We start from the raw sequence: 21,348 nt of genomic DNA, 5'->3' as shown, positions 1-21,348 counted from the left end.
ACATTGGAGCGTATCGGGATCGAACCGATGACCTTCTGAATGCAAATCAGATGCTCTCCCAGCTGAGCTAACGCCCCTTGTTTCAGGGATGAGTGGAAACTTTTTCACGGTTTAGAAGTTTGTCGGAAGTCCGACTTTCCACTCTATCTAAACCGTTTTACCTGGGCCTGATAAGATTTGAACTTATGACCCCACGCTTATCAAGCGTGTGCTCTAACCAGCTGAGCTACAGGCCCGGTAAGAGACATGATTTTTATTCGAGATTCTCTGGCAAGGGATTTTTAGAATAACAGACAGGTTTTGCATTTACGGATTTCAAGATTCACCATAGATTTGCCGCGTGAGATTCGGAAAAACAACCTGCTTTACCCTCCTAATCTCTTCTTTTCTTTTTCACTGCAGTCTTATCGGATCGGGTTCGGAACATTCTTCTGCGAAGAATGGATTTCTGGATCTAAGTAAACATTCTTTTCAAAACGGTAAGATCATTCCATTAGATGGGGAGTGGGAATTTTATTGGGAAGAATTTATTTCTCCAGGTAACTTCTCCGATCCAATATTTAAATCCAAAAAAAAGTTCGTAACTGTTCCTTCTGTTTGGACAGAAAATTTTTCTAAAGATCCTGATATTGCAGGTCATGGTTATGCTACCTATCGGCTTAAATTAAAATTGGGGGAAAGGAGACAGGCCTTAGTTCTCAAGATCCCTGATCTGGGAACTTCTTATATACTTTATGCGAACGGAAAGAAGATAGCAAGTGTTGGAACTCTCGGAAAATCCAAATCCGAATCCAAGGCAAAGTATGAGTTAAAAATTCCTCTAATCCCGGATTCGGAAAATCTGGAGTTGGTATTTCATGTTTCTAATTTTCAAAACAGATGGGGAGGAGTTTGGAATTCCATACAGCTGGGAGAATTGGAAAATGTTTTGCAGGACGTAAAGAAACGTCGGGACTTAGAATGGGCCTTGGTGCTTATCGCAGCCACAATGTCTTTTTATAATGTATTCTTTTATTTTTTTAGAAGGAACGAATCCGCCCACTTATTATTCGCATTTCATTGTTTCCTGATCATGATCCGATCTATGACAAATGGTGATTCCAGGCTTGCTTATGAATTTTTGCAGGGAATTTCCTGGGAGCTTCCTAATCGTCTGGAATATATTAGTGTATATGCTTCTGGGCCGACACTATATGCTTTTTTATATAGGTACTGTAAAACGGATTTTTGGAGAAGGTTCGGCCAATACTTCTGTGCTCCTTACTATATAAGCGTCATTATCGTATTATTTTTTCCGAACACATATTATACACTTACACTTCTCCCAATAGCATTATATATGCCTTTGGTCACAATGCCTATTTGGTTAGTCCTTCTTTTAATAGGTTTGAAAAGAAGAATAGAGGGGGGAGTCATTCTATTTGCAGGCTATATAGTAATCAGCTTATGTACTTTAAACGATATTATGTTCTTTTTAGGATTTTGGAAGAGTACGTATTTGATCCAATATGGAGAAGTTGCATTGATTCTTGCATATTCCATTTTAATCTCTAAAATTTTCTCAGAAGCATTTAGACGTTCTGATACATTGGCAACGAAAATGAAATCTTTGGTGTTCTCTACTAGGGAGATTATGCAATCTTCTTCTTATGATAAGGCTGCGGACACCGCTTTAAAGATGCTTCATGAAGACAGAAAAGAACAAACAGTCTTTGTCTATTTAGAAGAACCCAATTCTTCAGTTTGGAAAAGATACTCTATTTCTTCCGGGGGCGGCTTGGAAACTGTAGAAGTTTATAAGTATGATGTGCAGGATCTTCTGGGTTTGGAACCTTCTTCACTTGCTGAGCCAGTGATTCAAAATAATAGACTGATCGTTTCTACTCAGGATGAGCAACTTTACAAATTGATCTTCGATCTTCCTTTTGAAGGTTATTCGGATGATTCTCAAGTGGATTGGGTTAGAGGGATCGCAGATGCACTTGCATTTTCCGTGCGTAATATTGCAAGGCAAGATAGAGAGAAGCTTGCTATTATAGGAGAACTTTCGGCAGAGATCGTTCATGATCTCGGACATCCAATCGCGATGATCCGTCAAAATTTGAAAAATATACGATCTCAAAAAGGTAAATCCAAAACTAGTCTTCTTTTTCAAGCGGAGAAGGAGGTGGATGCGCTTACAAATCTTACCTTGGATATATTAGATTTTTCTAAAAATAGGATTATTTTGGATCTGCAGAACGTGGATATAAAAACCTATTTTAAGGGAATTTTCGAAGATTTAGGGACCTTCTTCCAATCTACTAAGATGAAACTGGTCTCTAAGATAAATGCAAAAGGAAATATTCGTCTGGATCCACTTCGTATCCGTAGGTTGATCTTTAATTTGGCGAAAAATGCTGCAGAAGCTACCGATGAAAAGGGGACCTTCTCTATCAGAATAGAAAAAGAGGAGAATGTTGTTTATCTGATCTTCGAAGATAATGGAGAAGGTTTCAGTAAGGATATGGAAAAATATATTTTCGATTCAGGTTTCGGAAGTAAAAAACCTTACGGAACAGGACTTGGACTTTCTATCATTCGTAAAATTGTATCCGCACACGGCGGAGAGATACTTGTTTCTTCGGAAGAAGGTAAGGGGACTAGATTTACGATACTTATTCGTTCTTAGTCCGTGTCTAAAGACTTGAGTTGAACTAAGACTCTGGTCAATTCAACCATATTGTCCACTTCTAACTTTTTGAAAATGGATGCTCTATGAGCCTCAACCGTTCTAACGCTTAGTTTTAATTCCTCTGCGATCTCTCTATTTAATTTTCCTTTGGATAGAAAGTTCAAGATCTGGCTTTCTCTTTTGGTGAGTTTTTTAACGATCTCGGCAACTTCTCTAATATGTTTTTCGTCATAGCTGAAATTCGCGATCTCTCCGGGAAATACCTTACCTCTGTTTAATACTTTTTTAATGGAGGCCATGATAGATTCCATGGAATCACTTTTGAGAATATATCCATCTGCACCAGCGGAGATAGCATCCTGCAAATAGGACCAATCCCTATGCATTGTCAAAAATACGATCTTCATATCTGGAAATTTTTTACGAATAGAATCTAACTCTTTGATCCCATTTTCATCCTGGAGAGAAACATCACAGATCAGCAAGTCCGGTCTGGTGAAGCTCATCATTTTGGTGCCTTCTTTTATAGAAGAGGCAGAGCCTGAGTATTCATAATCACCGGAAGCCTTGAGCTCGGATTCTAATCCGGAACGAACGATTGGATGATCGTCTATCAAAAATATTTTAGGACGGGTTCGGACGGACATCTTCTCGGATTTTGGAGAATATATCACCAATGGCAATCCTTAAAATTTTCCGAACCCGCAGAAATATTATAAAATTATGAAGGACTTTTCCTTAGTTAAATTCATAAATAGCTTCGTATTCATTATAAGATCCATAGCCAGGCTGGGTGCAAGTGGTTTGCGCATACCAAGGGTCGAATCCTCCAAACCCAGTTCCGCTGGTATAATAACTTCTGGTTGTAATTCCGCCATCGGTAGGGTAAGTACATCTTCCACTACGAGTAAATGAGCCTCCGTTTAAGCCGTTACAATCGTATGAAGCACCTACGTACGTAGTTCCTCCTCCTAAAGTATCGTAACATCTGGCATAGTCCATCTGGTTGGAAACCGAGGTTGCCTGAATTTGACCGTTTGCGATATTGGTTCTGTAACTTGCAGGAAATACGCCGCCAGAATATCTGATTTCTATAATATAAGTTCCACTGGCTAGATTTACTTTTTTAAATTGGGCTCCCGTTTTTTCATTTTCTACGATCGTGGTCTTGGAACCTGTAGGACTGCTATAATAGTATAAATTTAGATTGGCTCCGACATATCCGAATATATTAAAAAGAACATCTCCTGTGCTTCCTAACGTAATCTTGAGGTAACTGTTTTTATCTGCGGCACTGATGAGTCTGCCATAACTATCCGGTGCTCCTATAGTAAAGTCTATAATCGGCCTGTATCTTACGGTTTTAGAAAGTAATGGATTTCCATTTTTGGTAACCACCAATGGAACAGTTGTGTTCTCAGTGATCCCTGAGATCGTAGGCATAATAAATTCTAAACTTCCATCTCCGGGAAGATTGATCCCAGTGGCTGCTTCTCCACCTATCGTAATCGAATAATCCCCCGCAACTCCTGTGAAATTATTTGTAGTAAGAGTATTGTCTGAGCCGGGAAAACCTTTTTCAAATACGATATCTGCAACAGGAAGTCCATTAAGGACGACCAAATACATTAAAGGATCTGTGCTGTTATTGTCTTTCGTACAACCTACAAGTCCTATCGTGTAGAATAAAAGAATATAGATCCAAGTTTTTCGATTGAGGTTCATGATTTCCTTGCCTTTGTAGGAAAATTATGACCCGTAAGTAAATAAATTTCTATTCGTAGAGTTACTAGATTCGATAGTCTTTATAAGTAGAAGCCGAAGAGAAAACGCGGATATTTGAAAAGGACAATCCAAGAGGATCTGACAGAAAATCGGCGATTTCGGCTATCTTATTTATTTCTCTTGAAGCTGATCCCTTTATTTCCAAGTACAGTCAGCCAAAAATTAGAATCTCGAATAATGAAATGATACACTAAAAAAGTCAGAGCGTATACAAAGAAGATATGAAGTGAAAATTTGATCCAAATAGAAAGACCTGTGCCTACTACCAAAAATCCGACCCCAAGAGAAATAGGATGATGGATTAAATACACTGGCAAACTGGATTCTCTTAAATAAGAACTGAGCTTTCCTGTTTTGTTAAAGAATAATTGGAAGAGCCGGATAAAAAACGCGATCCAGATCCAACCACCCAAACATTTTAGAAAAATGTGAAGTATTCTCATTCCGAATCCGGTATATCCGAAATAAGACCAATATGGATCGATTGTGCTTACCCAATAGAATAATCCGAAAAATATAAAGGCTAAAAATCCGAGTAGGATGATCTCGAGACGATTTGTTTTCCCTTTTAAGATCGTACTTTCTTTCCCGATCAAAAAACTTCCGAATAAGAAGAAGCTGAAATCGTATATGAATTGTACCGGCTCTATGTTCAGGTATTTTTGGTCTTTTAGGAAAAAGTAATTAATACCGCAGGTCCATATTGTGCACCAAATTCCAGCGATCAGTAATGTTTCCCATTTTATGCTCGGTCTTTTTTCGGATCCTTCTTCTCCATATCTGGAAGAAGGAAGTAAAAATTTTCCGATCCTGGAGATTACGGGCCGGACACCTAAATATAAAAATGTATATAATGCTAAATATAGAATGAACCAAAGGTGAGAAGGGGCTGGATTTTTAAGTAAGAATTCTTCCCATAAAAATGTGAAATAGTTCCCTTGATAGCCTTCTTGTAATGCGTTCACATAATATTGCATCGGTGCGAATAATATGATCCCTGGGATCAAAGGAAGAATGATCCTTAATGCCCTTAATCTTAAGAATTCTTTTAATGTTTTAGAAAGATAAATCCTCTCCGTAAAATATCCGGAGAGTACGAAGAACATCGGCATCCTGAAAAGGTGTACCCATTCCCCGAATACGTCGAACGCGATTGATCTATCATCATTCCGTAATGGATATATGATGATTGCGGCATATACGATCGCCACATGGAATGCTAATCCTAATAATAATGCGAAGGATCTGAGATTGTCTAAATAATCGAGCCTGTTTTGTTTGGCCGGTAAGCTTTGCTCAGCCAAGAATTACTGGTCCAATGTGTATTTAAAAAACGTGTCCCGTATCATTATATGGCTGGGATCGTTTTTAGGTTGTTCGACCATCTTATCTTTTACCAAAAGATTGATCGCGGATACAAGATCCGTATGTTCTAATCCAACTCTTAAGATGGCCCATTTCATAAATGCCGCCAAATGTACTTTGTATTGTCCATCTTCTTGCTCTCCTCTCGTTTGTGCGAAAGTAATGAGCGCAGAAGTTACAATATTCTTCCTGTCTCCTTTTAAAAGACTAGCTATGGTTTGGTTGGTCTCTCTTAATCTGGAAGAAAGCATTTTAACCATCTTTAAAGAAAAAGAAGGATTGGTCTGGATTAGGTTATAGAACACGCTCTCGGTGATCGCAAATAATAATACGTCGGTTTTTGCGATGGCTCTTGCGCTTCTGGGTTTGCGATCCACCAGTGCCATCTCACCGAACATATCCCCTTCTTTTAGTTCTATAAGAAGTTTGAATGCTTCTTTTACTTTTTTATGGATCCCTACTTTTCCGGAAAGGATCAGATACATTTGATCTGCAGGTTCGTTCTCATCGAAAATAACAGCGGATTCCTTAAAGCGGAGGCCGTGTTTGTTTACCATATCTTCGGAGATCTTCATGCTAAAACGGACTGGAAAAGTTTTCAGTCCTCATGTACGATATCGGCGATTGGTTGGGAGCCGCAATCAATTATTCTGGTAAGAAGGCGGGAACCTCAGAATTTTACGTTGACTGCCCGACCTTCGTGAGTAGCGTCTCATTCGTTTTCCCTAAGGAGGGAATCGTGAACACGAAAAAAATCCTCCTGCTCTCTGCAGCGTTCATTATCATTTTTATAATAGGTTTTGCACTCAAACCTTCTCCTATTAAACCAATTGCCTACCAACCTCCTATCGATACAGGTTTGATTGGTGGCTTCCAGGAAAACAAAGCCTTGGAATCCGCAGAACTAATCGCACTCGGAAAGATACATGGTCCAGAAGATATCGAACCCGACGACGAAGGTAATATCTATTCTGCGAGTGAAGATGGCAAAGTGTATCTTATCTCCAAAGATGGAGAAATGAAGGCACACGCATTCACGGGGGGCCGACCTCTTGGAATGAAATTATTAGGAGACGGTTCCATAATAGTTGCGGATGCGATCAAAGGGTTATTAAAGATCAGCAAAGACGGGAAGGTAGAAGTTCTTAGTACTGAATCAGAAGGTATTCCTTTCAAATTCACAGACGATCTAGATGTTGCTAAAGATGGAACGATCTACTTTTCAGATGCGAGTGATAAATACGGTTCTGCAGAATATCTGTATGATCTAATGGAGTCGGTTCCTCACGGTCGTTTATTAAAATACGATCCTCATACTAAAAAGACAACAACCCTAATGAAGGATCTTTTCTTTCCGAATGGAGTGGCACTTTCTAAAAATGAGGACTTTTTAGTATTAAACGAAACTTATAAATATAGGATCCATAGATATTGGATCAAAGGGCCTAAGGCTGGAACAAGCGAGATCTGGGCGGAAAATCTTCCAGGGTTTCCGGATAATATTTCCTCGGATCGTAAAGGGCATTTCTATCTAGCGTTATTCACCGTTCGGAATAATATGGTGGATAAAATCCTACATCCTCGTCCTTGGACAAAATCAATTGTAGCTAAACTACCTAAATTCCTTTGGCCTAAGCCTCAACCGTACGGTTTCGCAGTCGTTCTGGATGAAAACGGAATAGTAGAAGCAAGTTTCCAGGAGCCGAAAGGAAAACATCTAAAAGAGATCACTTCCGTGAAAAGAAAAGGGGAGTATATCTATTTAGGGAGTCTTCATAACGACAGGATAGGAAAGTTCAAACTTCCTCCTGAATTAATAAAAGAATAAATAAGGAAAATTGAATATATCATGGATTTATCCATACCTAAGGAATTAGACGAAATCAGGGGAAAAGCAAAGGCATTCGTGGATGAGATCGCCATCCCAGCCGAAGATCATTACGATTACGATCATGGTAGAATGCCGGAGACTATCGTTCAAAAGTTAAGAGAAGAAGCCAAAAAAAGAGGATTATGGACCGCTCATCTTCCTAAATCGGAAGGCGGATTAGGACTGGACTTAGTTGGAACCGCACTTGTATTCAGCGAGTTGGGACGTTCTCCTATCGCTCCTTATCTTTGCAACTGCGACGCTCCCGATGAGGGGAATATGCATCTTCTTCATTTAGCCGCAAACGAAGAACAAAAGAAGAAGTATTATCATCCTCTTGTTGAAGGAAAAATCCGCTCGGGGTTTGCAATGACAGAGCCTCCTCCAGGCGCGGGTTCGGATCCTACTACTCTTTCGACTAACGCGGTGAAAGACGGAGATCACTATATTCTTAACGGCCATAAATGGTACTGCACCGGGGCGAATGGTGCTTCTTTCTTGATCGTGATGTCCAAGGTGAATGATAGTTTCAGAAGAACTTCTATGTTCTTAGTTCCTACCGATGCGCCAGGCTATACAATGGTGCAGGAAATCGGGGTTTTAGGTTCACATGGTCCAGGCGGGCACTGTGAATTAAAATTTGAAAATGTAAAAGTTCATGAGTCACAAGTACTCGGAAAAATAGGAGAAGGTTTCCGACTTTCCCAAGAAAGACTAGGGCCTGCAAGACTTACACATTGTATGAGATGGATCGGACTTGCCAGAAGATCTATGGAGATTGCAAGAGAATACGCGATCAAAAGAGAATTATTCGGCGGAAAATTAGCCGATCACCAAGGTATCCAATGGATGTTTGCTGAATCTTCTTTAGAAATAGAATCAGGTTTTTTACTTACGTTAAAGGCTGCCGACATTCTTCGTAAAGGTGGGGATGCAAGACAGGCCGTTTCTTTAGCTAAGTGGCAGGTCAGTGAAACATTGAACAAATGTATTGATAGGGCAATCCAGATCTGTGGATCTCATGGTTTTAGCCGTTATCTTAAATTAGAATTATTTTATAGAGATGCGAGGGCCGCAAGGATCGCTGACGGTCCAACCGAAACCCATAAGATGGTGATCGGCAGGAATTTAATATCCGGAAAGGAGAGCTTCTAATCGTGAAAGATTCCGAATTGAAGGAAAGGCTGGAATCATATTTAGGAAAAAGGCTCCAAGGAACAGTAGAAATCGCTAATATGGTTTCTCTTTCGGGAGGAGCCTGCCAGGAAAATTTTTCCGCAGACATTAAAGTGAATGGTGGTCCTGAATCAGGTCAATACCAAACAGTATATAGAACCGATAAGGGAGCTTCTTTACTCGCTTCTTTGTCTAGGATCAACGAGTTCAAGGTTTGTAGAATGGCATTCGAAGCAGGTGTTAAAACTCCTGAACCATTTTGGCTTGAATCTGATAACTCAGTTACTGGCAATCCATTCTACTTTATGAAAAGGATCCAAGGTAAAGCTACGGGAAGATTCGTAGTAAAAGATCCAAGTTTAAATAAGGTCCGTAAACAGATCACACAAGAACTTGCAGAAAATCTTGCGAGTATCCATTCAGTGACTCCTGAAAAATGTAAGGATGAAAAACTAAAAGAAGTTTTGAATCTTGGGCAACATGTAAGCGGCAAAACGGTGGCCCAAGGATCTGTCCAAGCATTACGTTCTCAATTGGAATCCATGGAAGGAGCTTATCCCGCTATGGAAATCATTTTGAATTGGTTAGAGAAGAATGCTCCGGAAAGTGATGCAGTCGTTCTGATTCACGGAGATTTTAGAACGGGAAACTTCATGGTGAATTCGGAAGGTCTACAAGGAATTGTGGATTGGGAATTTGCTCATTGGGGAGATCGTCACGAAGATCTGACATGGTTATGTATGAGAGATTGGAGATTCGGAAAACTGAATAAAGAAGCAGGTGGTTTCGCAGATCGTTCCGAGTTTTATGAGATCTACGAAAAGGCTTCCGGTGTAAAACTGGATCCTATCAAAATCAGATATTGGGAAGTGATGGGGAATCTTCGCTGGGCAATCGGTTGTATCGGCCAAGCAGAACGTCATCTTTCCGGAAAAGATAAAGGAATAGAACTCGCATCCATAGGAAGAAGGGCCTGTGAGATGGAATACGAGGCAATGCGACTCATTGAAGAGTCCATAAAATAAGGAAATCATAATGCAGGATAAACCAAGCGCCACGGAATTATTGGAAGCGATCCAGGATTTTCTGATGAAGGAAGTCCTACCTGAGTTTAGGGACAAGGACCTTCTCGCATATAAAACATTAGTAAGTTGGAATATGCTCGGAGTAATCTCCAGGGAAATACGTTCCGGAGAAGAATCTATAGACAAAGAACTTACCAGGCTTGCTTCTTTACTCAAAAAAAAATCAGAGTTCCCTAAAACTTGGAATGAAAAGAAGAGTCTTACTTCTACTTGGAATGAAGAGCTGAGAGATATTATCCGAAAGGAAAAAAAATCTTTGGAAGATACGGAATACTGGAAACATATAAAAGAATCCGTAATCGAAAAAGTTGAGATCGTAAATCCTAGATTCACTACGGAATCCTAAACATGTCCGTAATATATCTGATTCGCCACGGACAGGCGAACTCCACGGGAGAAGATTACGATCTATTGACCGATAAGGGTAAAGAACAAGCCTTTGCCCTTGGAAAGTATATGGCTTCTAATGGGGATTTTCCGGATAAGATTATCTCCGGGACAATGAGAAGGCATAAAGAAACTGCAGAATTTTTTATGAAGGGGATCCATACAGTTCGTTCCGATCTCAATACGGATGTTGATTTTCATTCTTTCGATGCAAATTGGAATGAATTTCCTTCCGAGTTATGGAAAAAATACGCTGAATATCTTTCCGGGACCAGACCCGAATTTCAAAGATCCTTATTACAATTTTCTAAAGTTAGATTAAAAGGTGGGGTTCGATCTGCTGCTTTGTTTTTTAAACTGACTGAGGAGATCTTATCCGTTTGGAGAAAAGGAGACTTCACTCCGCCAGGGATTGAAACTTTTAAAAACTTTCAATCCAGAGTGGATCTGGCTTGTGATACATATTTTCAGCCTTCTAATTCAGAAAGGACATTTATCTTTACTTCAGGTACTCCTATTTCCTTAACCTTGAAAAGGATACTCAAACAAGACGAAGATGTTTTTACATGGATGCCTTGGATCTGGAATAGTTCTGTGAGTATGTTTCGTTGGGTAAGAGGTAGATATATTCCTGTGAGTTTAAATTTCCTTCCTCATATTCCGGATAAAAGTGCGCGAACCTTATATTAAATCCAAACTTGTTCTAATGATAAGAAGTTTGTTGTAAAACGTTTGTAGAACTTCCAACAGCAAGGTGCAGCCTTTTGGAAATAAAAAAGTGTGGACTTAGATGTTTAAAGGTATAAGATTTTGCCCCGCTAATCCGCATGAATTCCTTAGTATCTACACTAGAGATTCGTTCCTCAAAGGATAGAAATTTAGGATTTCTATCCATATACTTAGGATCGGCATTCGTTCTAGTACTATTTCTTCTCATATATTTCACGGATGAAACGGAATTATTACGGATTTACGATAATATACATTGGACTTCGTCTATCGCAATCGCTACGATCACTGCTTGGTTCGGTTATAAATCCTCCGAAGGAGAAATTAAAAGATTTAGATTCTGGTTTTTCCTAGGGCTTCTTTCTTATTTTATTGGCCAAGTCGTTTGGGATATCCAAGCAATTTCCAAGTTCTATAGTTTTCCTGCTCCAAGCGATCTATTCTATCCATGGTTAGGGCCATTTTTCGCAATAGGGTTTGCTCGATTTTTAAAGGATAGAGTTCCAGCTAACAGAATGAAGGTGGCAGTGATGGATGCCTTGGGACTTGCGATCGCAGTTCTTGCAGTCACCCTAGTATTATATCTTTCTAAAAAGGAAGATAGGCCCTGGTTCCAGTTATTAACCTTGTCGGTTTATCCTGTATTCACGCTTTCCGCTGCATGCATCGGTGCTTTGATGAAACCTTCCTTACGTTTAAAGGCGGACTTTTCCTTTTTATGTTTAATAATCGGACTCGCAGGAATGGGAATCAGTTGGTTACAATGGAATTCTATATTTTTGATAGTTGTTCCGGAAGATGGAACCTTAACTAATGCAGGATTTTCAGCTAGTCTTTTACTTTTAGGGTACGGCACCTTGACTTGGGCACCTGATGGAGAGATGGAAAGAGAATCCGGAACAGAAAGTGGACTCTTGAGAATTCTTCCCTTGTTGGAAGTGATTGTTTGTTCCGCTGCAATCATCCTTTCTTTAACTCTACCGGGCCTTCCGGAGATCATTCGGTTAGTGATTTGGTTTTCTGCAGGTGTAATGGTAGTGATCGCGAGCCTGAGGCAAAGTTTACTCGTGGCAGATTTGGCAACTGCAGAACTTGTGATCCGAAATGCGAATAAAGAATTAGAGGTCACGGTCGCGGAAAGAACCGAAGAATTAAGATCTACTAATACGTATTTAGTGACTGCCAATGATAAACTTAGATCGGCAATGGAAGAACTCAAGAAAACCCAGGAGAATTTGGTCAGATCAGAGAAAATGGCTGTCTTGGGAAGACTGATTGCGGGAATTGCACATGAATTAAATACTCCGTTAGGCGCAATTCGTTCATCCACTGAAGGAATACGTTCTATTCTGAGCGAACCCTGGGAAAAACTCCTAAAAGATTATTCTAGTTTTAACAAAGAAGAAAGAGAATTTTGGGGTATCTTATTCAAGAATGGTGGAACAGTTAATTCCGATTTCGATTCCAAAGAAGAAAGATCTAAAAGAAAAAAATCGGAAATCATTCTGAAAGAATCAGGCATAGAAAACTCCCTGGTGATGGCGGATGCTTTAACTGATCTGGGGATTTCTCCCGATCAGGTTTCGGAATTAGTGGGGAAGATCCCGAAAGGAGAAAGAGGATGGATGATCGTAAGTAATGCATCTGCACTTTCCAGTATTTCCAGATCTAGCCAGCTAATCTTGGAAGCTTCTATTAAAGCCTCTAGAGTAATCCAAGCATTAAAAAGTTATGCTTCAGGAGAAGGAGATTGGAAACCTCACTCGGAATCTGTCTCCCCTAAGGAACAGATAGAAAATATTATCACATTATATTATTCTAAAATGAAAAATAAGGTGATCGTGGATATCAATATCCCAGAGTCCGCAAAGGTATTGGGAGATCCGGAAAGATTATACCTGATATGGACTAATCTGATCACAAACGCGTTACATGCCATGAATTATTCGGGTAGAATATTCGTAGATGCGGAACGAAAAGGCGAGTTCTGGGAAATTTCGGTCCAGGATACTGGAAGTGGAGTTCCTACCGAGATCAAAGATAGGATTTTTGATCCATTCTTCACTACTAAGTCTCCTGGAGAAGGTACCGGACTTGGTCTAGACATTTGCAAAAATGTGGCAGAAGAACATGGAGGAGCAATCCGATTTGTAAGTTCGGAAGAAGGTACGACATTCTACGTTATCCTTCCTGCCTCGCCCTAATTATTAGGTTGATGTGAAAAATTGCCCGTACAGAGTTGTGCGAGCTTTCGAATTTTTTTTTCCAGATCTTTATGAGCGGACCTAAGAACGAAAACGTATATCGTGATATATTCGAACAATCCCCTATCGGACTCATGATCTTCGATAGGCAGGGGAAAATTATAGAAGCAAACGATTCTACTCTACGTTTTCTAAGAGCAGGTAGAGATAAGATCATCGGGCTTTCTTATTCCGATCTAAAAGACACAAGAGTTTCCTCATTGATCGGCAAGGGTTTAAGCGGAGAAGCTTCCGATTACGAAGGGCCTTATAATACTACAGTCAGTGGACTCACATTGCAGGTTCGAATTAGAGTGAATCCTCTTTTTGATAATTCAGGTGTTTTTGGTGTTACTTTAATCTTCGAGGATCTGACAGAAAGAAAAAAAACAGAAGAGAAATTAGCAGTAACACTTTCGGACATTCGTATCGCGCAAGAAGCATTAGAAGAAAACGAGGTCAAATTTAAAACATTATTCGAATCTGCAGGAGAGGCAATCTTTCTTATGGACGATCGGGTCTTTTTGGAATGTAATCCTAAGACAGAAGAGATGTTCGGTTGTAAAAGAGAAGACATTATAGGTGCTTCTCCCGTGGATTTTTCTCCAGAGACACAACCGGATGGCGTTCCTTCTTCTCAAAAAGCATTCCAAAAAATACAGGCAGCCTTTGCAGGGAAAACACAAACTTTTGATTGGTTACATTGCAGAAAAGACAGAACAAATTTTGATGCGGAGGTGACCTTAACTTCCGTTACTCTGAACGGAAAAGCCTTATTACAAGCGATTGTAAGAGATATTTCCGGAAGAAAAAGAGCGGAAGAAGAGATTCGAAAATTAAACGAAGATTTAGAGCAAAAAGTAGTTCTAAGGACGGAAGAACTAAAGGCGACAAATACATATTTAGAAAATACAAATAGAGATCTATTGTTAACATTAGAAGAATTAAAGTCTACTCAGGCACAGCTAGTCCAATCCGAGAAGATGGCAGTGCTCGGACAATTGATCGCAGGTATAGCTCATGAAGTGAATACTCCTTTAGGTGCGATCATTTCCTCCAACGAAGGAATTCAAAGTGTGTTTCGCGAAGATTGGGAAAAATTGCTCTGTGAATTTGCAGACTTGGATACTCAAGAAAGAGAAACTTGGAAGAAAATTTTCACCAAAGGAAGTATATTCCCCGATTTTTATGATTCTTCCGAAGAAAGGAAAAACAGAAAGATCATCCGTGAAACATTACAAAATCTTGGATTTCCATCTTCAGAGTTTTTGTCTGAAAATTTGGCTGAATTAGGAATAAAAATAGAAGATATCCCGGATTTAGTGCAAGGAATTCATAAAGAAAAATTTCCTACCTTAGTTGCAAATGCTTATAATCTCTCTGGAATTTTAAGATACAGTAATGTTGTCAGAGAAGCCGCCTCCAAAGCTGCGAGAGTAATTCGTGCTTTAAAAACCTACGTGTATCAGGATCATACAGGTATTAGTTTGATCGATATCCGTGAACAAATGGATCTTGTTCTTACGCTATATTATAATAAAGTAAAACAAGGAGTTGAGATCCGCAGGAATTTTGCAGACAATTCACTTGTAAAGGGACAAGCAGACCAGTTGACTCAGGTTTGGGCTAATTTGATCAATAATGCATTCCAAGCGATCTCTTACCAAGGCAGATTGGATTTGGAATCCCATATCAAAGATGATTATCTCATCGTTTCGGTTACCGACAATGGCCCTGGTGTTCCAAAAGAAATTCAGGATAGGATTTTTGAACCATTCTTTACTACGAAGGAAAAAGGAGAAGGAAGCGGTCTGGGCCTGGATATATGTAGAAAGATTGTGGAAAGACACCAAGGAAAAATAGATTTTGATTCTTCTCCAGGAAGGACCACATTCAGGGTCCATCTGCCTTTGGCGGAAAAAATTCTGATTTAGACGGATTTCTAATTTTTAATTTTTTATTTCCGTCCTTCCAAAGATCAGTTTACTCTTTAAAGAAAACATATATAGGTTCCTGAATGAAAAACATTTTGGTTAGAGTGCTTAGTTTCGGTTTTTTGGTTTGGTTAGTACCTTTTGTGGTGGCTATGGGCTTCTTCTCCCCGGAAAGAAAACTTCTGGTGGATATGTTCACTTTCAAAACGGTCATGCTTCTTGTAGGAACTGCAACAGGTTCTTATCTTCTATTTCTACTTTCTAAAAGAGTCCCAAGGCCTGCGTTTAAAACCTTTCTATTTATCGGAGCGATTTGGCTGATCGAGAATTGGATCTTGGATTTTGTGATCCTTCTTCCTTTAAGCGGAATGAGTGTGAGTGATTATTTTGTTCAGATCGGTCTTCGTTATGTGCAGATCTTATTTGTATCTGCAGCGATTGGGGCAGCGATAGATAAGCACGCTTAAATATTAAAAAGCCGCTCTCTTTAGAAAGCGGCTTTTCTACTTTAGGATTTTTTAGGAACTTCGCTTCCTTTGATGAAAGCTGGTCTTGCTCCCAGTTTTTCTTCCCATACTTTTAGTTTTGGATAATCATCCAAGGAAAGATCAATATAGGATCTTGCTTTGACCCAAGGCCAAGTGGCGATATCTGCGATACTCAATTCGCTTCCGGCAAGGTATTCCGATTCTTTAAGTCGTCTTTCTAAAACGGAATATAGACGTTTTGTTTCATCCACATAACGGTTCATTGCATAAGGAATTTTTTCCGGTGCAAACTTAACGAAATGATTTGCCTGGCCTTGCATTGGGCCGACTCCACCCATTTGGAACATGAGCCACTGTATAGCGATGGATCTTTCTTTCGGGTCTTTAGGTAAAAATTTTCCGTATTTTTCTGCGAGATAGATCAGAATGGCTCCCGATTCAAAAACTGGAAAATCCCCATTTTCTTTATCTACGATGGCGGGTATTCTGCCATTCGGGTTAATTTTTAAATACCATTCTTCTTTTTGTTCTAATTTGCTGAAGTCGATTGGATGTACTGTATAAGGGATCCCTAATTCTTCCAGCATGATGGAAGCTTTTTTTCCGTTAGGCGTCCCCGCAGTGTATAATTCGATCAAATGATTCTCCTATGATTCGGCCGGAAAGATCCGGATATGATATGGGCGATAATTTTTAGACTCTCACTGGAATTCTTTTGGAGTAAATCCTTTTCATTTTTGCAAAGAATTTTAGAGATCAGGCAAAAAATACAGAATGAATGATATGTCCGGATAGAAGGAGCATGCTCAAAATTCCCAAATCGTATACTATATTTCTCCAAGGTTGTTTATGAAGAAAATAGAAAATCGCATGAAGTATCCTGGATGCTATAAATATTCCGGAATAGATGATTGCTCCCTCATGCCAGCTATATGTGTGGATATATCCAATCAGTAAGAATAAGAAAATTGGAATATTCTCCAGATCGTTCCTGAATACCCCGTTTGCAGTTGCGACTATCGTATGATCGTCAGTGGCCGGAAATGAATTTGTGAAAAATTCTGCATCTTCTTTCCAGCGGAATGTTTTGGTTTTGATCCTGACCAAACCTTGAACGATGGAAGTGGAAAGTAATTTTAAAAATAGAATTACTGAAACGACCGCAAAGACCTGCCAAGAAGATTCCATTCTACACTCCTAAATGCAAAGATTGACGGAGCATAGAATCGAACTTGAATCGGATTAATGCGAGCAAAAAATAAACTTACTCGGATTTCAGTTTCTCTTTTTTGAGTCGTTTCCTGATTTCTTTTCCTCGTTTTTGGTTCTCTTCTAAAACTTTCAGGATGATATCCACAGGAAACGCGGTGCCCTGGAACATTCTTGAAAAAACTCGATCAGGCATATCATACCAACGGGCTTTAGAGGAAAGAAGAAGTTCCCCCGTCTTTTTCAGATGTACAGTTCCTTTCGTGTAAAGTCTTCTGCGTCTGACCATGGTGACCCAGCAGCGGACCTCTAATTCCTCTCCCAAAGGGCATGCCTTATAATAACGCATATACAATTGGTCGGTCATCACGAAATGACCTAAATGAAAACATAAAACACCTTGTGCTTCGTCCAATAGAGTAGCGAGCGCTCCTCCATGGGCATAACCGGGAGCTCCTTCAAAATCTTTTTCAATGGTCCAAGCGAAACGGACTTCTCCACTTGGTTCATGAAAAGGAAAGCTTGCGTGTAAGCCTCTTTTATTTTCCGGTCCACAACCGAAACAGTTCTTATGATGCCAGTCTTGTCCATTCTGGCTGGCTTTGATATGTTTATAAATGTCTTCCGCAGTCATCTGTTTATATTATCTTTTCAACTACCATGGAAAAATCTTAAAGTTCTCTAACAAGGACGAAATTCGAGATAAGACTGTAACGAACAGTGTATTTGTTTTGCTCCCGAACTGAAAGGGAAGAAGTCCGAAATTCTTCTTCAAATCCCTTGACCGATTCCTGCCAGTTTATAATCTCATTTCCGTCGAGGAGTTCACGATGAAGGCCGCAGTATTAGAATCCGGAAAAAGAAATTTGATCATCAAAGAGGTTCCTATCCCTCAACTTGGACCAGAACAAGCTAAGGTAAGGATCAAAGCTTGCGGAATCTGCGGTTCGGATCTACATTTAGTATTACATGGAACCTTAAAGTGTAAACATTATCCTCAAATCCCTGGACATGAAGCTTCCGGTGTAGTGGAAGAAGTGGGAGAAAAAGTCACTCGTATAAAAAAAGGGGATAGAGTAGTGATCGCTGCAGGAACTAGCTGCGGTGTATGCGCTCATTGTCTTGCGGGAAGAGAAAATCTTTGCAAAGAGATCGGAGTATTCGGTTTTGATAGAGAAGGTAGTTTTGCAGAATATAATATAGTAGAAGAACGTTATCTTTATCCCTTGCCTGATTCGGTTCCTTTTGAACAAGGAGCGATCTTGGCCGACGCAGTTTCCACACCTTATAACGCTATCAAGTTTAGAGGAAAGATACAAGACGGAGACAATGTTGCCGTTTTCGGATGTGGTGGACTTGGAATTCATGGAGTAGTAATTGCGAGGGCTCTTACCAAAGGTAAAGTAATCGCTTTGGATGTGGACAATGGCGCCTTAGAAAATGCTAGAGCTTACGGTGCAGACGAAGTAGTAAATTTAAGAGAAATCAAAAATCCGGGTAAAACCTTAAAGGAAATTTGCAAAGGAGGAGTGGATCTTCTCGCAGACTTTTCAGGAAGGATGACAAATATAGAAGAGTCACTTCGCGCAATGAATCCTGGAGGAAGAATGGTCCTGGTAGGAATAGGAAGAGAACCCTTGAAGTTTTCTATCCCATTCTCCATCATTGAAAAACAGATCACTGTTGCAGGTTCTTATGGTTCGGACAGAAGGGCCATCCCTGAATTGATAGATCTTTATGTGCAGGGAAAACTGAACCTAAGTAGATCGATTACGGATGTGAGGAAATTAGAGGACATTAACCGAAGTTTAGAAGATCTGGAAGACAGGAAAGGAAATCCGATCCGATTTGTGATCTCTCCTTAATTATTCCAGAAACGAACTTTGCTTGCTATCGTATCCGGTTCTTAAATCCTAACAGATAGATAGCTGATGTTTAAAGAATACTTACAGTACGTACTTTCCAGAGGACAAATTCGATTCATCGTACTTGTCCGATCCGTTTTATTTTTATTAGTATTTAGTGCAATTCCTGCAATGCAAGCAGGAGGAGCGGTTGCGTTGGGCGGAGTTCTGATCATTTTAGGATTATTCGGAACTTATGTGGTAAACGGATTTGTGATCCGATCCGGAATGGACCCGGAAAAGCCTATAGAGTTTCCCAAATACTTTATATTCTTACTTACCTTAGCTTTATTTTTGATACTTTTCTTTTTGATCGTAGCTAGATTGATAGAACCTCTTTTAGGAACACAATTACAGGAGTTTCTAAAGAAACAAAGTACTGAGCCAAGCACTCCTCTTCCTGCAGAATTCGTCAGATTCTATCTGATATTTGCATTCGTATTAGGACTTATTCTTCACCTGATCCTGCCTGCACTTTTTGCAAAATTAAGTTTAATCCAAGGATTGAAAGAATTACCGAACGTAGTCAAACGTTCCGATTATATAGTCGCAGCATGGACACCTTTCGTGATCATGTTTGTTCCGGATCTTTTGGTTTCTCTTATTTCTAATTCGGAAGAAATGATGGTTTCTATATTCGGGCAAGTCTTATTGATCGTGATCTTCTTCTTTATGCTTACCTCGGATATCTTTTTACAATATCCGACTTATTATTTGGTTCGCACTGAGAAGAAAACCACCGAAGGTCCTGATAACGTTTAAGCTTTTAAGAAGCTCATAGTATCTCTTAAACTTTTTGCGATATTTAAAAGTCCGGTTGCACTTCCTGCGATCTCTTCCGAGTTTGCAGCACTATTCTGGACAGTTACAGAAATATTCGAAACTGCATTTGCAGTTTCAGCTATCGCCACCTTTTGTTCTTTAACGGAGGTTCGGATCTCTTCCGATTTGGAATCCACTTCATTGACGGCAGTGATGATCGTCGACTTCTTCTCTTGTTGGACCTTCATTGTAGAGACTATATTATCAGAAGAAAGTTTTATAAAGGAAAGGCCTTCTAGGATTTCCGCATAAACTTTCACACAACTATCCACGAAGTTTTTGCCTGATTCAATTTCCTGATTACTGGTTCGGATCAGACTTTCGATTGTTTTAGTACTTTGATCGGTCTGTTCTGCGAGCCTTGTGATCTCGGTTGCAACTACCGCAAATCCTTTTCCATGTTCTCCTGCTCTTGCGGCTTCTATCGCAGCGTTTAATGCGAGAAGGTTTACTTTTTCGGAAATCTCTTGGATGATAGCGGTGATGGATCTCATTTCTCCCGAACTTGATTCGATTTTTATCATACTCTCGGAGAGGCTCCCCATCGTTTTTTTACCGGCTTCCGTTTTGGAATACATATCCGAAATTTTTCCTAAAGAATCAGAAACTGAATCTCCTACCTGAGTGATCAGACCGTCTAACTCTTTCATTTCTCCGGAGAAAGAAAGTATCAACTTATACTGACCTTCTGCATTTGTAGTTACCTGTTCCATACCTGCACTAATCTCTTCGACAGATGCGGAAATTTGTTCTACTGAAGCTGATTCGGTCTGGGCATTTTCGGAAAGATAGTCACTGGATTTAGAAAGTTGTTCCGCGGCGACTAAGATAGATTCCGAAAAAGTAAGGATCGATGAAAGCATCTCCTTGACCTTACTTTGAAAATTTCGGAATACCAAAGATAGAAGGTAAAGTTCGTCTAGATTTAAAATATCTTCTTCTACTTCTATCGGATTACTAAAATCCGCATCTCGAATGGAATTCCTTACTCGATTCAATCCCTTTACAAGTCGGATCGAAAATTTAATGGAGGCGTATAGGATATATGCAAGAGTGATCGCTGAGATAAAAAGGAAAAGTGCCAGACTAAACGCATACTCAGTCTCCGCTCTTTGATAAATCCTTTCGGAGATCATAAGCTGGACCGAGATCAACTTTTCGATATTGCCTGCTACCGGATCTATCTTAGAATACATCTTATTGTCCGCAAAATCTCCCAAACCTAGTTTGTCTTTAGCGATCATAAGAGCTCTCGCTTCTTCTACACTCTTATCTGCTTCTTCAAATAAGGGTTTTAATTTTTCGATAAGGACGGTTTCTTCTGGGACCAAGTATGTTTGGAGATAAGTATTCCATTCCGACTTGATATCTTTCATTGCCTTGTCAAGGTTTTGTATCCCTTCTTCGTATGTGAAGGCACCACTTCTTGTCTTATGAACACAGTCTACGATTGAAATTGCATAATGGTCAGAGATTGTTTTTAACTGTTTTAACGGAATTAATCTATCGTTTCGGATACTTTCTATGTCCTTGATTCTAGAAGCGGAATTGATGAGAGAAAGCGCCAATATAATTAAAAAAGGAATTAATACAGAAGAGAATAAGATCGCAAGTTTAGATTTTAGACTTAGTCGTAAATACCATTTCATGAAAACACTCCGGCCGGGGAGTGTAACA

At 39.7% G+C, this 21,348-nt stretch carries 19 protein-coding genes and 2 tRNA genes; 11 read left to right on the top strand and 10 right to left on the bottom strand.

Translation table 11 applies throughout. From position 1 onward, the window contains the following. Window positions 1–4: 4 nt before the first annotated feature. Both CH377_RS07520 and CH377_RS07515 read right to left on the bottom strand, forming a co-directional pair. Window positions 5–77: transfer RNA gene (locus tag CH377_RS07520), tRNA-Ala, on the bottom strand. A gap of 85 nt (window positions 78–162) precedes the next feature. Continuing rightward, window positions 163–236 (bottom strand) — tRNA-Ile (locus CH377_RS07515). 104 nt (window positions 237–340) lie between these two features. Between CH377_RS07515 and CH377_RS07510 the strand changes: the two genes are divergently transcribed. After that, the gene (locus CH377_RS07510; RefSeq protein WP_100723191.1) at window positions 341–2,671 is read left to right on the top strand and encodes a sensor histidine kinase; all 2,331 of its coding nucleotides are present in this window, start codon (window positions 341–343) and stop codon (window positions 2,669–2,671) included. Here CH377_RS07510 and CH377_RS07505 read toward each other — a convergent pair. The 4 genes from CH377_RS07505 to CH377_RS07490 form a co-directional block, all read right to left on the bottom strand. Continuing rightward, window positions 2,668–3,321 (bottom strand): response regulator, encoded by a 654-nt coding sequence (locus tag CH377_RS07505; protein WP_243402012.1) that lies wholly within the window; start codon window positions 3,319–3,321, stop codon window positions 2,668–2,670. The two genes, CH377_RS07510 and CH377_RS07505, sit on opposite strands and share 4 nt — an antisense overlap. Window positions 3,322–3,412: 91 nt before the next feature. Then, window positions 3,413–4,399, bottom strand: coding sequence for a hypothetical protein (locus tag CH377_RS07500; protein WP_100723190.1), 987 nt, complete (start codon window positions 4,397–4,399; stop codon window positions 3,413–3,415). 167 nt (window positions 4,400–4,566) lie between these two features. Further along, window positions 4,567–5,763, bottom strand: coding sequence for an acyltransferase family protein (locus tag CH377_RS07495; RefSeq protein WP_100723189.1), 1,197 nt, complete (start codon window positions 5,761–5,763; stop codon window positions 4,567–4,569). 3 nt (window positions 5,764–5,766) lie between these two features. Continuing rightward, on the bottom strand, window positions 5,767–6,399 hold the full coding sequence (locus tag CH377_RS07490; protein ID WP_100723188.1) for a Crp/Fnr family transcriptional regulator: 633 nt from the start codon (window positions 6,397–6,399) through the stop codon (window positions 5,767–5,769). A gap of 32 nt (window positions 6,400–6,431) precedes the next feature. On the opposite strand from CH377_RS07490, the gene CH377_RS07485 reads away from it, so the two are divergent. From CH377_RS07485 to CH377_RS07450, 8 genes are all read left to right on the top strand, one after another. Then, window positions 6,432–7,652 (top strand): SMP-30/gluconolactonase/LRE family protein, encoded by a 1,221-nt coding sequence (locus CH377_RS07485; protein ID WP_100723187.1) that lies wholly within the window; start codon window positions 6,432–6,434, stop codon window positions 7,650–7,652. Between the two features lie 21 nt (window positions 7,653–7,673). Further along, entirely contained in the window at window positions 7,674–8,849 is a 1,176-nt protein-coding gene (locus tag CH377_RS07480; protein ID WP_100723186.1) for an acyl-CoA dehydrogenase family protein, read from the top strand. 2 nt (window positions 8,850–8,851) lie between these two features. Continuing rightward, entirely contained in the window at window positions 8,852–9,895 is a 1,044-nt protein-coding gene (locus CH377_RS07475) for a phosphotransferase family protein (protein ID WP_100723185.1), read from the top strand. Between the two features lie 10 nt (window positions 9,896–9,905). After that, a complete protein-coding gene (locus CH377_RS07470) occupies window positions 9,906–10,301 on the top strand; it encodes a DUF6285 domain-containing protein (RefSeq protein ID WP_100723184.1) in 396 nt (131 codons plus the stop codon). Between the two features lie 2 nt (window positions 10,302–10,303). Continuing rightward, on the top strand, window positions 10,304–11,032 hold the full coding sequence (locus tag CH377_RS07465; RefSeq protein ID WP_100723183.1) for a histidine phosphatase family protein: 729 nt from the start codon (window positions 10,304–10,306) through the stop codon (window positions 11,030–11,032). Window positions 11,033–11,169: 137 nt separating this feature from the next. Next, window positions 11,170–13,275 carry a sensor histidine kinase gene (locus CH377_RS07460; protein ID WP_100723182.1) on the top strand — a complete coding sequence of 702 codons (2,106 nt, stop codon included), beginning with the start codon at window positions 11,170–11,172 and terminating at the stop codon, window positions 13,273–13,275. 71 nt (window positions 13,276–13,346) lie between these two features. Next, window positions 13,347–15,248, top strand: coding sequence for a sensor histidine kinase (locus tag CH377_RS07455; protein ID WP_100723181.1), 1,902 nt, complete (start codon window positions 13,347–13,349; stop codon window positions 15,246–15,248). A gap of 83 nt (window positions 15,249–15,331) precedes the next feature. After that, window positions 15,332–15,715: a hypothetical protein gene (locus tag CH377_RS07450; RefSeq protein ID WP_100723180.1), complete on the top strand. Its 384-nt coding sequence runs from the start codon at window positions 15,332–15,334 to the stop codon at window positions 15,713–15,715. A 41-nt stretch (window positions 15,716–15,756) separates the two neighbouring features. On the opposite strand, the gene CH377_RS07445 is transcribed toward CH377_RS07450, so the two are convergent. The 3 genes from CH377_RS07445 to CH377_RS07435 form a co-directional block, all read right to left on the bottom strand. Continuing rightward, window positions 15,757–16,374, bottom strand: a complete 618-nt coding sequence (locus CH377_RS07445; protein WP_100723179.1) for a glutathione S-transferase family protein — start codon at window positions 16,372–16,374, stop codon at window positions 15,757–15,759. A 118-nt stretch (window positions 16,375–16,492) separates the two neighbouring features. After that, window positions 16,493–16,924 (bottom strand): MAPEG family protein, encoded by a 432-nt coding sequence (locus CH377_RS07440; RefSeq protein WP_100723178.1) that lies wholly within the window; start codon window positions 16,922–16,924, stop codon window positions 16,493–16,495. 76 nt (window positions 16,925–17,000) lie between these two features. After that, window positions 17,001–17,579, bottom strand: coding sequence for a PaaI family thioesterase (locus tag CH377_RS07435; protein ID WP_100710294.1), 579 nt, complete (start codon window positions 17,577–17,579; stop codon window positions 17,001–17,003). A 196-nt stretch (window positions 17,580–17,775) separates the two neighbouring features. Between CH377_RS07435 and CH377_RS07430 the strand changes: the two genes are divergently transcribed. Together CH377_RS07430 and CH377_RS07425 are read left to right on the top strand one after the other, a co-directional pair. Beyond that, complete coding sequence (locus tag CH377_RS07430; RefSeq protein WP_100723177.1) at window positions 17,776–18,810, top strand: zinc-binding dehydrogenase; 1,035 nt, start codon at window positions 17,776–17,778, stop codon at window positions 18,808–18,810. A gap of 66 nt (window positions 18,811–18,876) precedes the next feature. Beyond that, window positions 18,877–19,611 (top strand): hypothetical protein, encoded by a 735-nt coding sequence (locus CH377_RS07425; RefSeq protein WP_100723176.1) that lies wholly within the window; start codon window positions 18,877–18,879, stop codon window positions 19,609–19,611. Here CH377_RS07425 and CH377_RS07420 read toward each other — a convergent pair. Next, window positions 19,608–21,320, bottom strand: a complete 1,713-nt coding sequence (locus CH377_RS07420) for a methyl-accepting chemotaxis protein (protein WP_100723175.1) — start codon at window positions 21,318–21,320, stop codon at window positions 19,608–19,610. The two genes, CH377_RS07425 and CH377_RS07420, sit on opposite strands and share 4 nt — an antisense overlap. Between the last annotated feature and the right edge of the window lie 28 nt (window positions 21,321–21,348).

The organism is Leptospira haakeii (assembly GCF_002812045.1).
In the GTDB taxonomy this organism is placed as follows: Bacteria; Spirochaetota; Leptospiria; order Leptospirales; family Leptospiraceae; genus Leptospira_B; species Leptospira_B haakeii.
The sequence above is the reverse complement of the archived record's forward strand: the minus strand, read 5'-3'. Positions and strand labels throughout refer to the sequence as shown.

Coding starts and splice junctions, on each gene's coding strand:
- CH377_RS07505 (WP_243402012.1), bottom strand. CDS start 3,321: ATGTCCGTCCGAACCCGTCCTAAAATATTTTTGATAGACGATCATCCA.
- CH377_RS07500 (WP_100723190.1), bottom strand. CDS start 4,399: ATGAACCTCAATCGAAAAACTTGGATCTATATTCTTTTATTCTACACG.
- CH377_RS07490 (WP_100723188.1), bottom strand. CDS start 6,399: ATGAAGATCTCCGAAGATATGGTAAACAAACACGGCCTCCGCTTTAAG.
- CH377_RS07485 (WP_100723187.1), top strand. CDS start 6,432: ATGTACGATATCGGCGATTGGTTGGGAGCCGCAATCAATTATTCTGGT.
- CH377_RS07480 (WP_100723186.1), top strand. CDS start 7,674: ATGGATTTATCCATACCTAAGGAATTAGACGAAATCAGGGGAAAAGCA.
- CH377_RS07470 (WP_100723184.1), top strand. CDS start 9,906: ATGCAGGATAAACCAAGCGCCACGGAATTATTGGAAGCGATCCAGGAT.
- CH377_RS07465 (WP_100723183.1), top strand. CDS start 10,304: ATGTCCGTAATATATCTGATTCGCCACGGACAGGCGAACTCCACGGGA.
- CH377_RS07460 (WP_100723182.1), top strand. CDS start 11,170: ATGAATTCCTTAGTATCTACACTAGAGATTCGTTCCTCAAAGGATAGA.
- CH377_RS07455 (WP_100723181.1), top strand. CDS start 13,347: ATGAGCGGACCTAAGAACGAAAACGTATATCGTGATATATTCGAACAA.
- CH377_RS07450 (WP_100723180.1), top strand. CDS start 15,332: ATGAAAAACATTTTGGTTAGAGTGCTTAGTTTCGGTTTTTTGGTTTGG.
- CH377_RS07440 (WP_100723178.1), bottom strand. CDS start 16,924: ATGGAATCTTCTTGGCAGGTCTTTGCGGTCGTTTCAGTAATTCTATTT.
- CH377_RS07435 (WP_100710294.1), bottom strand. CDS start 17,579: ATGACTGCGGAAGACATTTATAAACATATCAAAGCCAGCCAGAATGGA.
- CH377_RS07430 (WP_100723177.1), top strand. CDS start 17,776: ATGAAGGCCGCAGTATTAGAATCCGGAAAAAGAAATTTGATCATCAAA.
- CH377_RS07425 (WP_100723176.1), top strand. CDS start 18,877: ATGTTTAAAGAATACTTACAGTACGTACTTTCCAGAGGACAAATTCGA.
- CH377_RS07420 (WP_100723175.1), bottom strand. CDS start 21,320: ATGAAATGGTATTTACGACTAAGTCTAAAATCTAAACTTGCGATCTTA.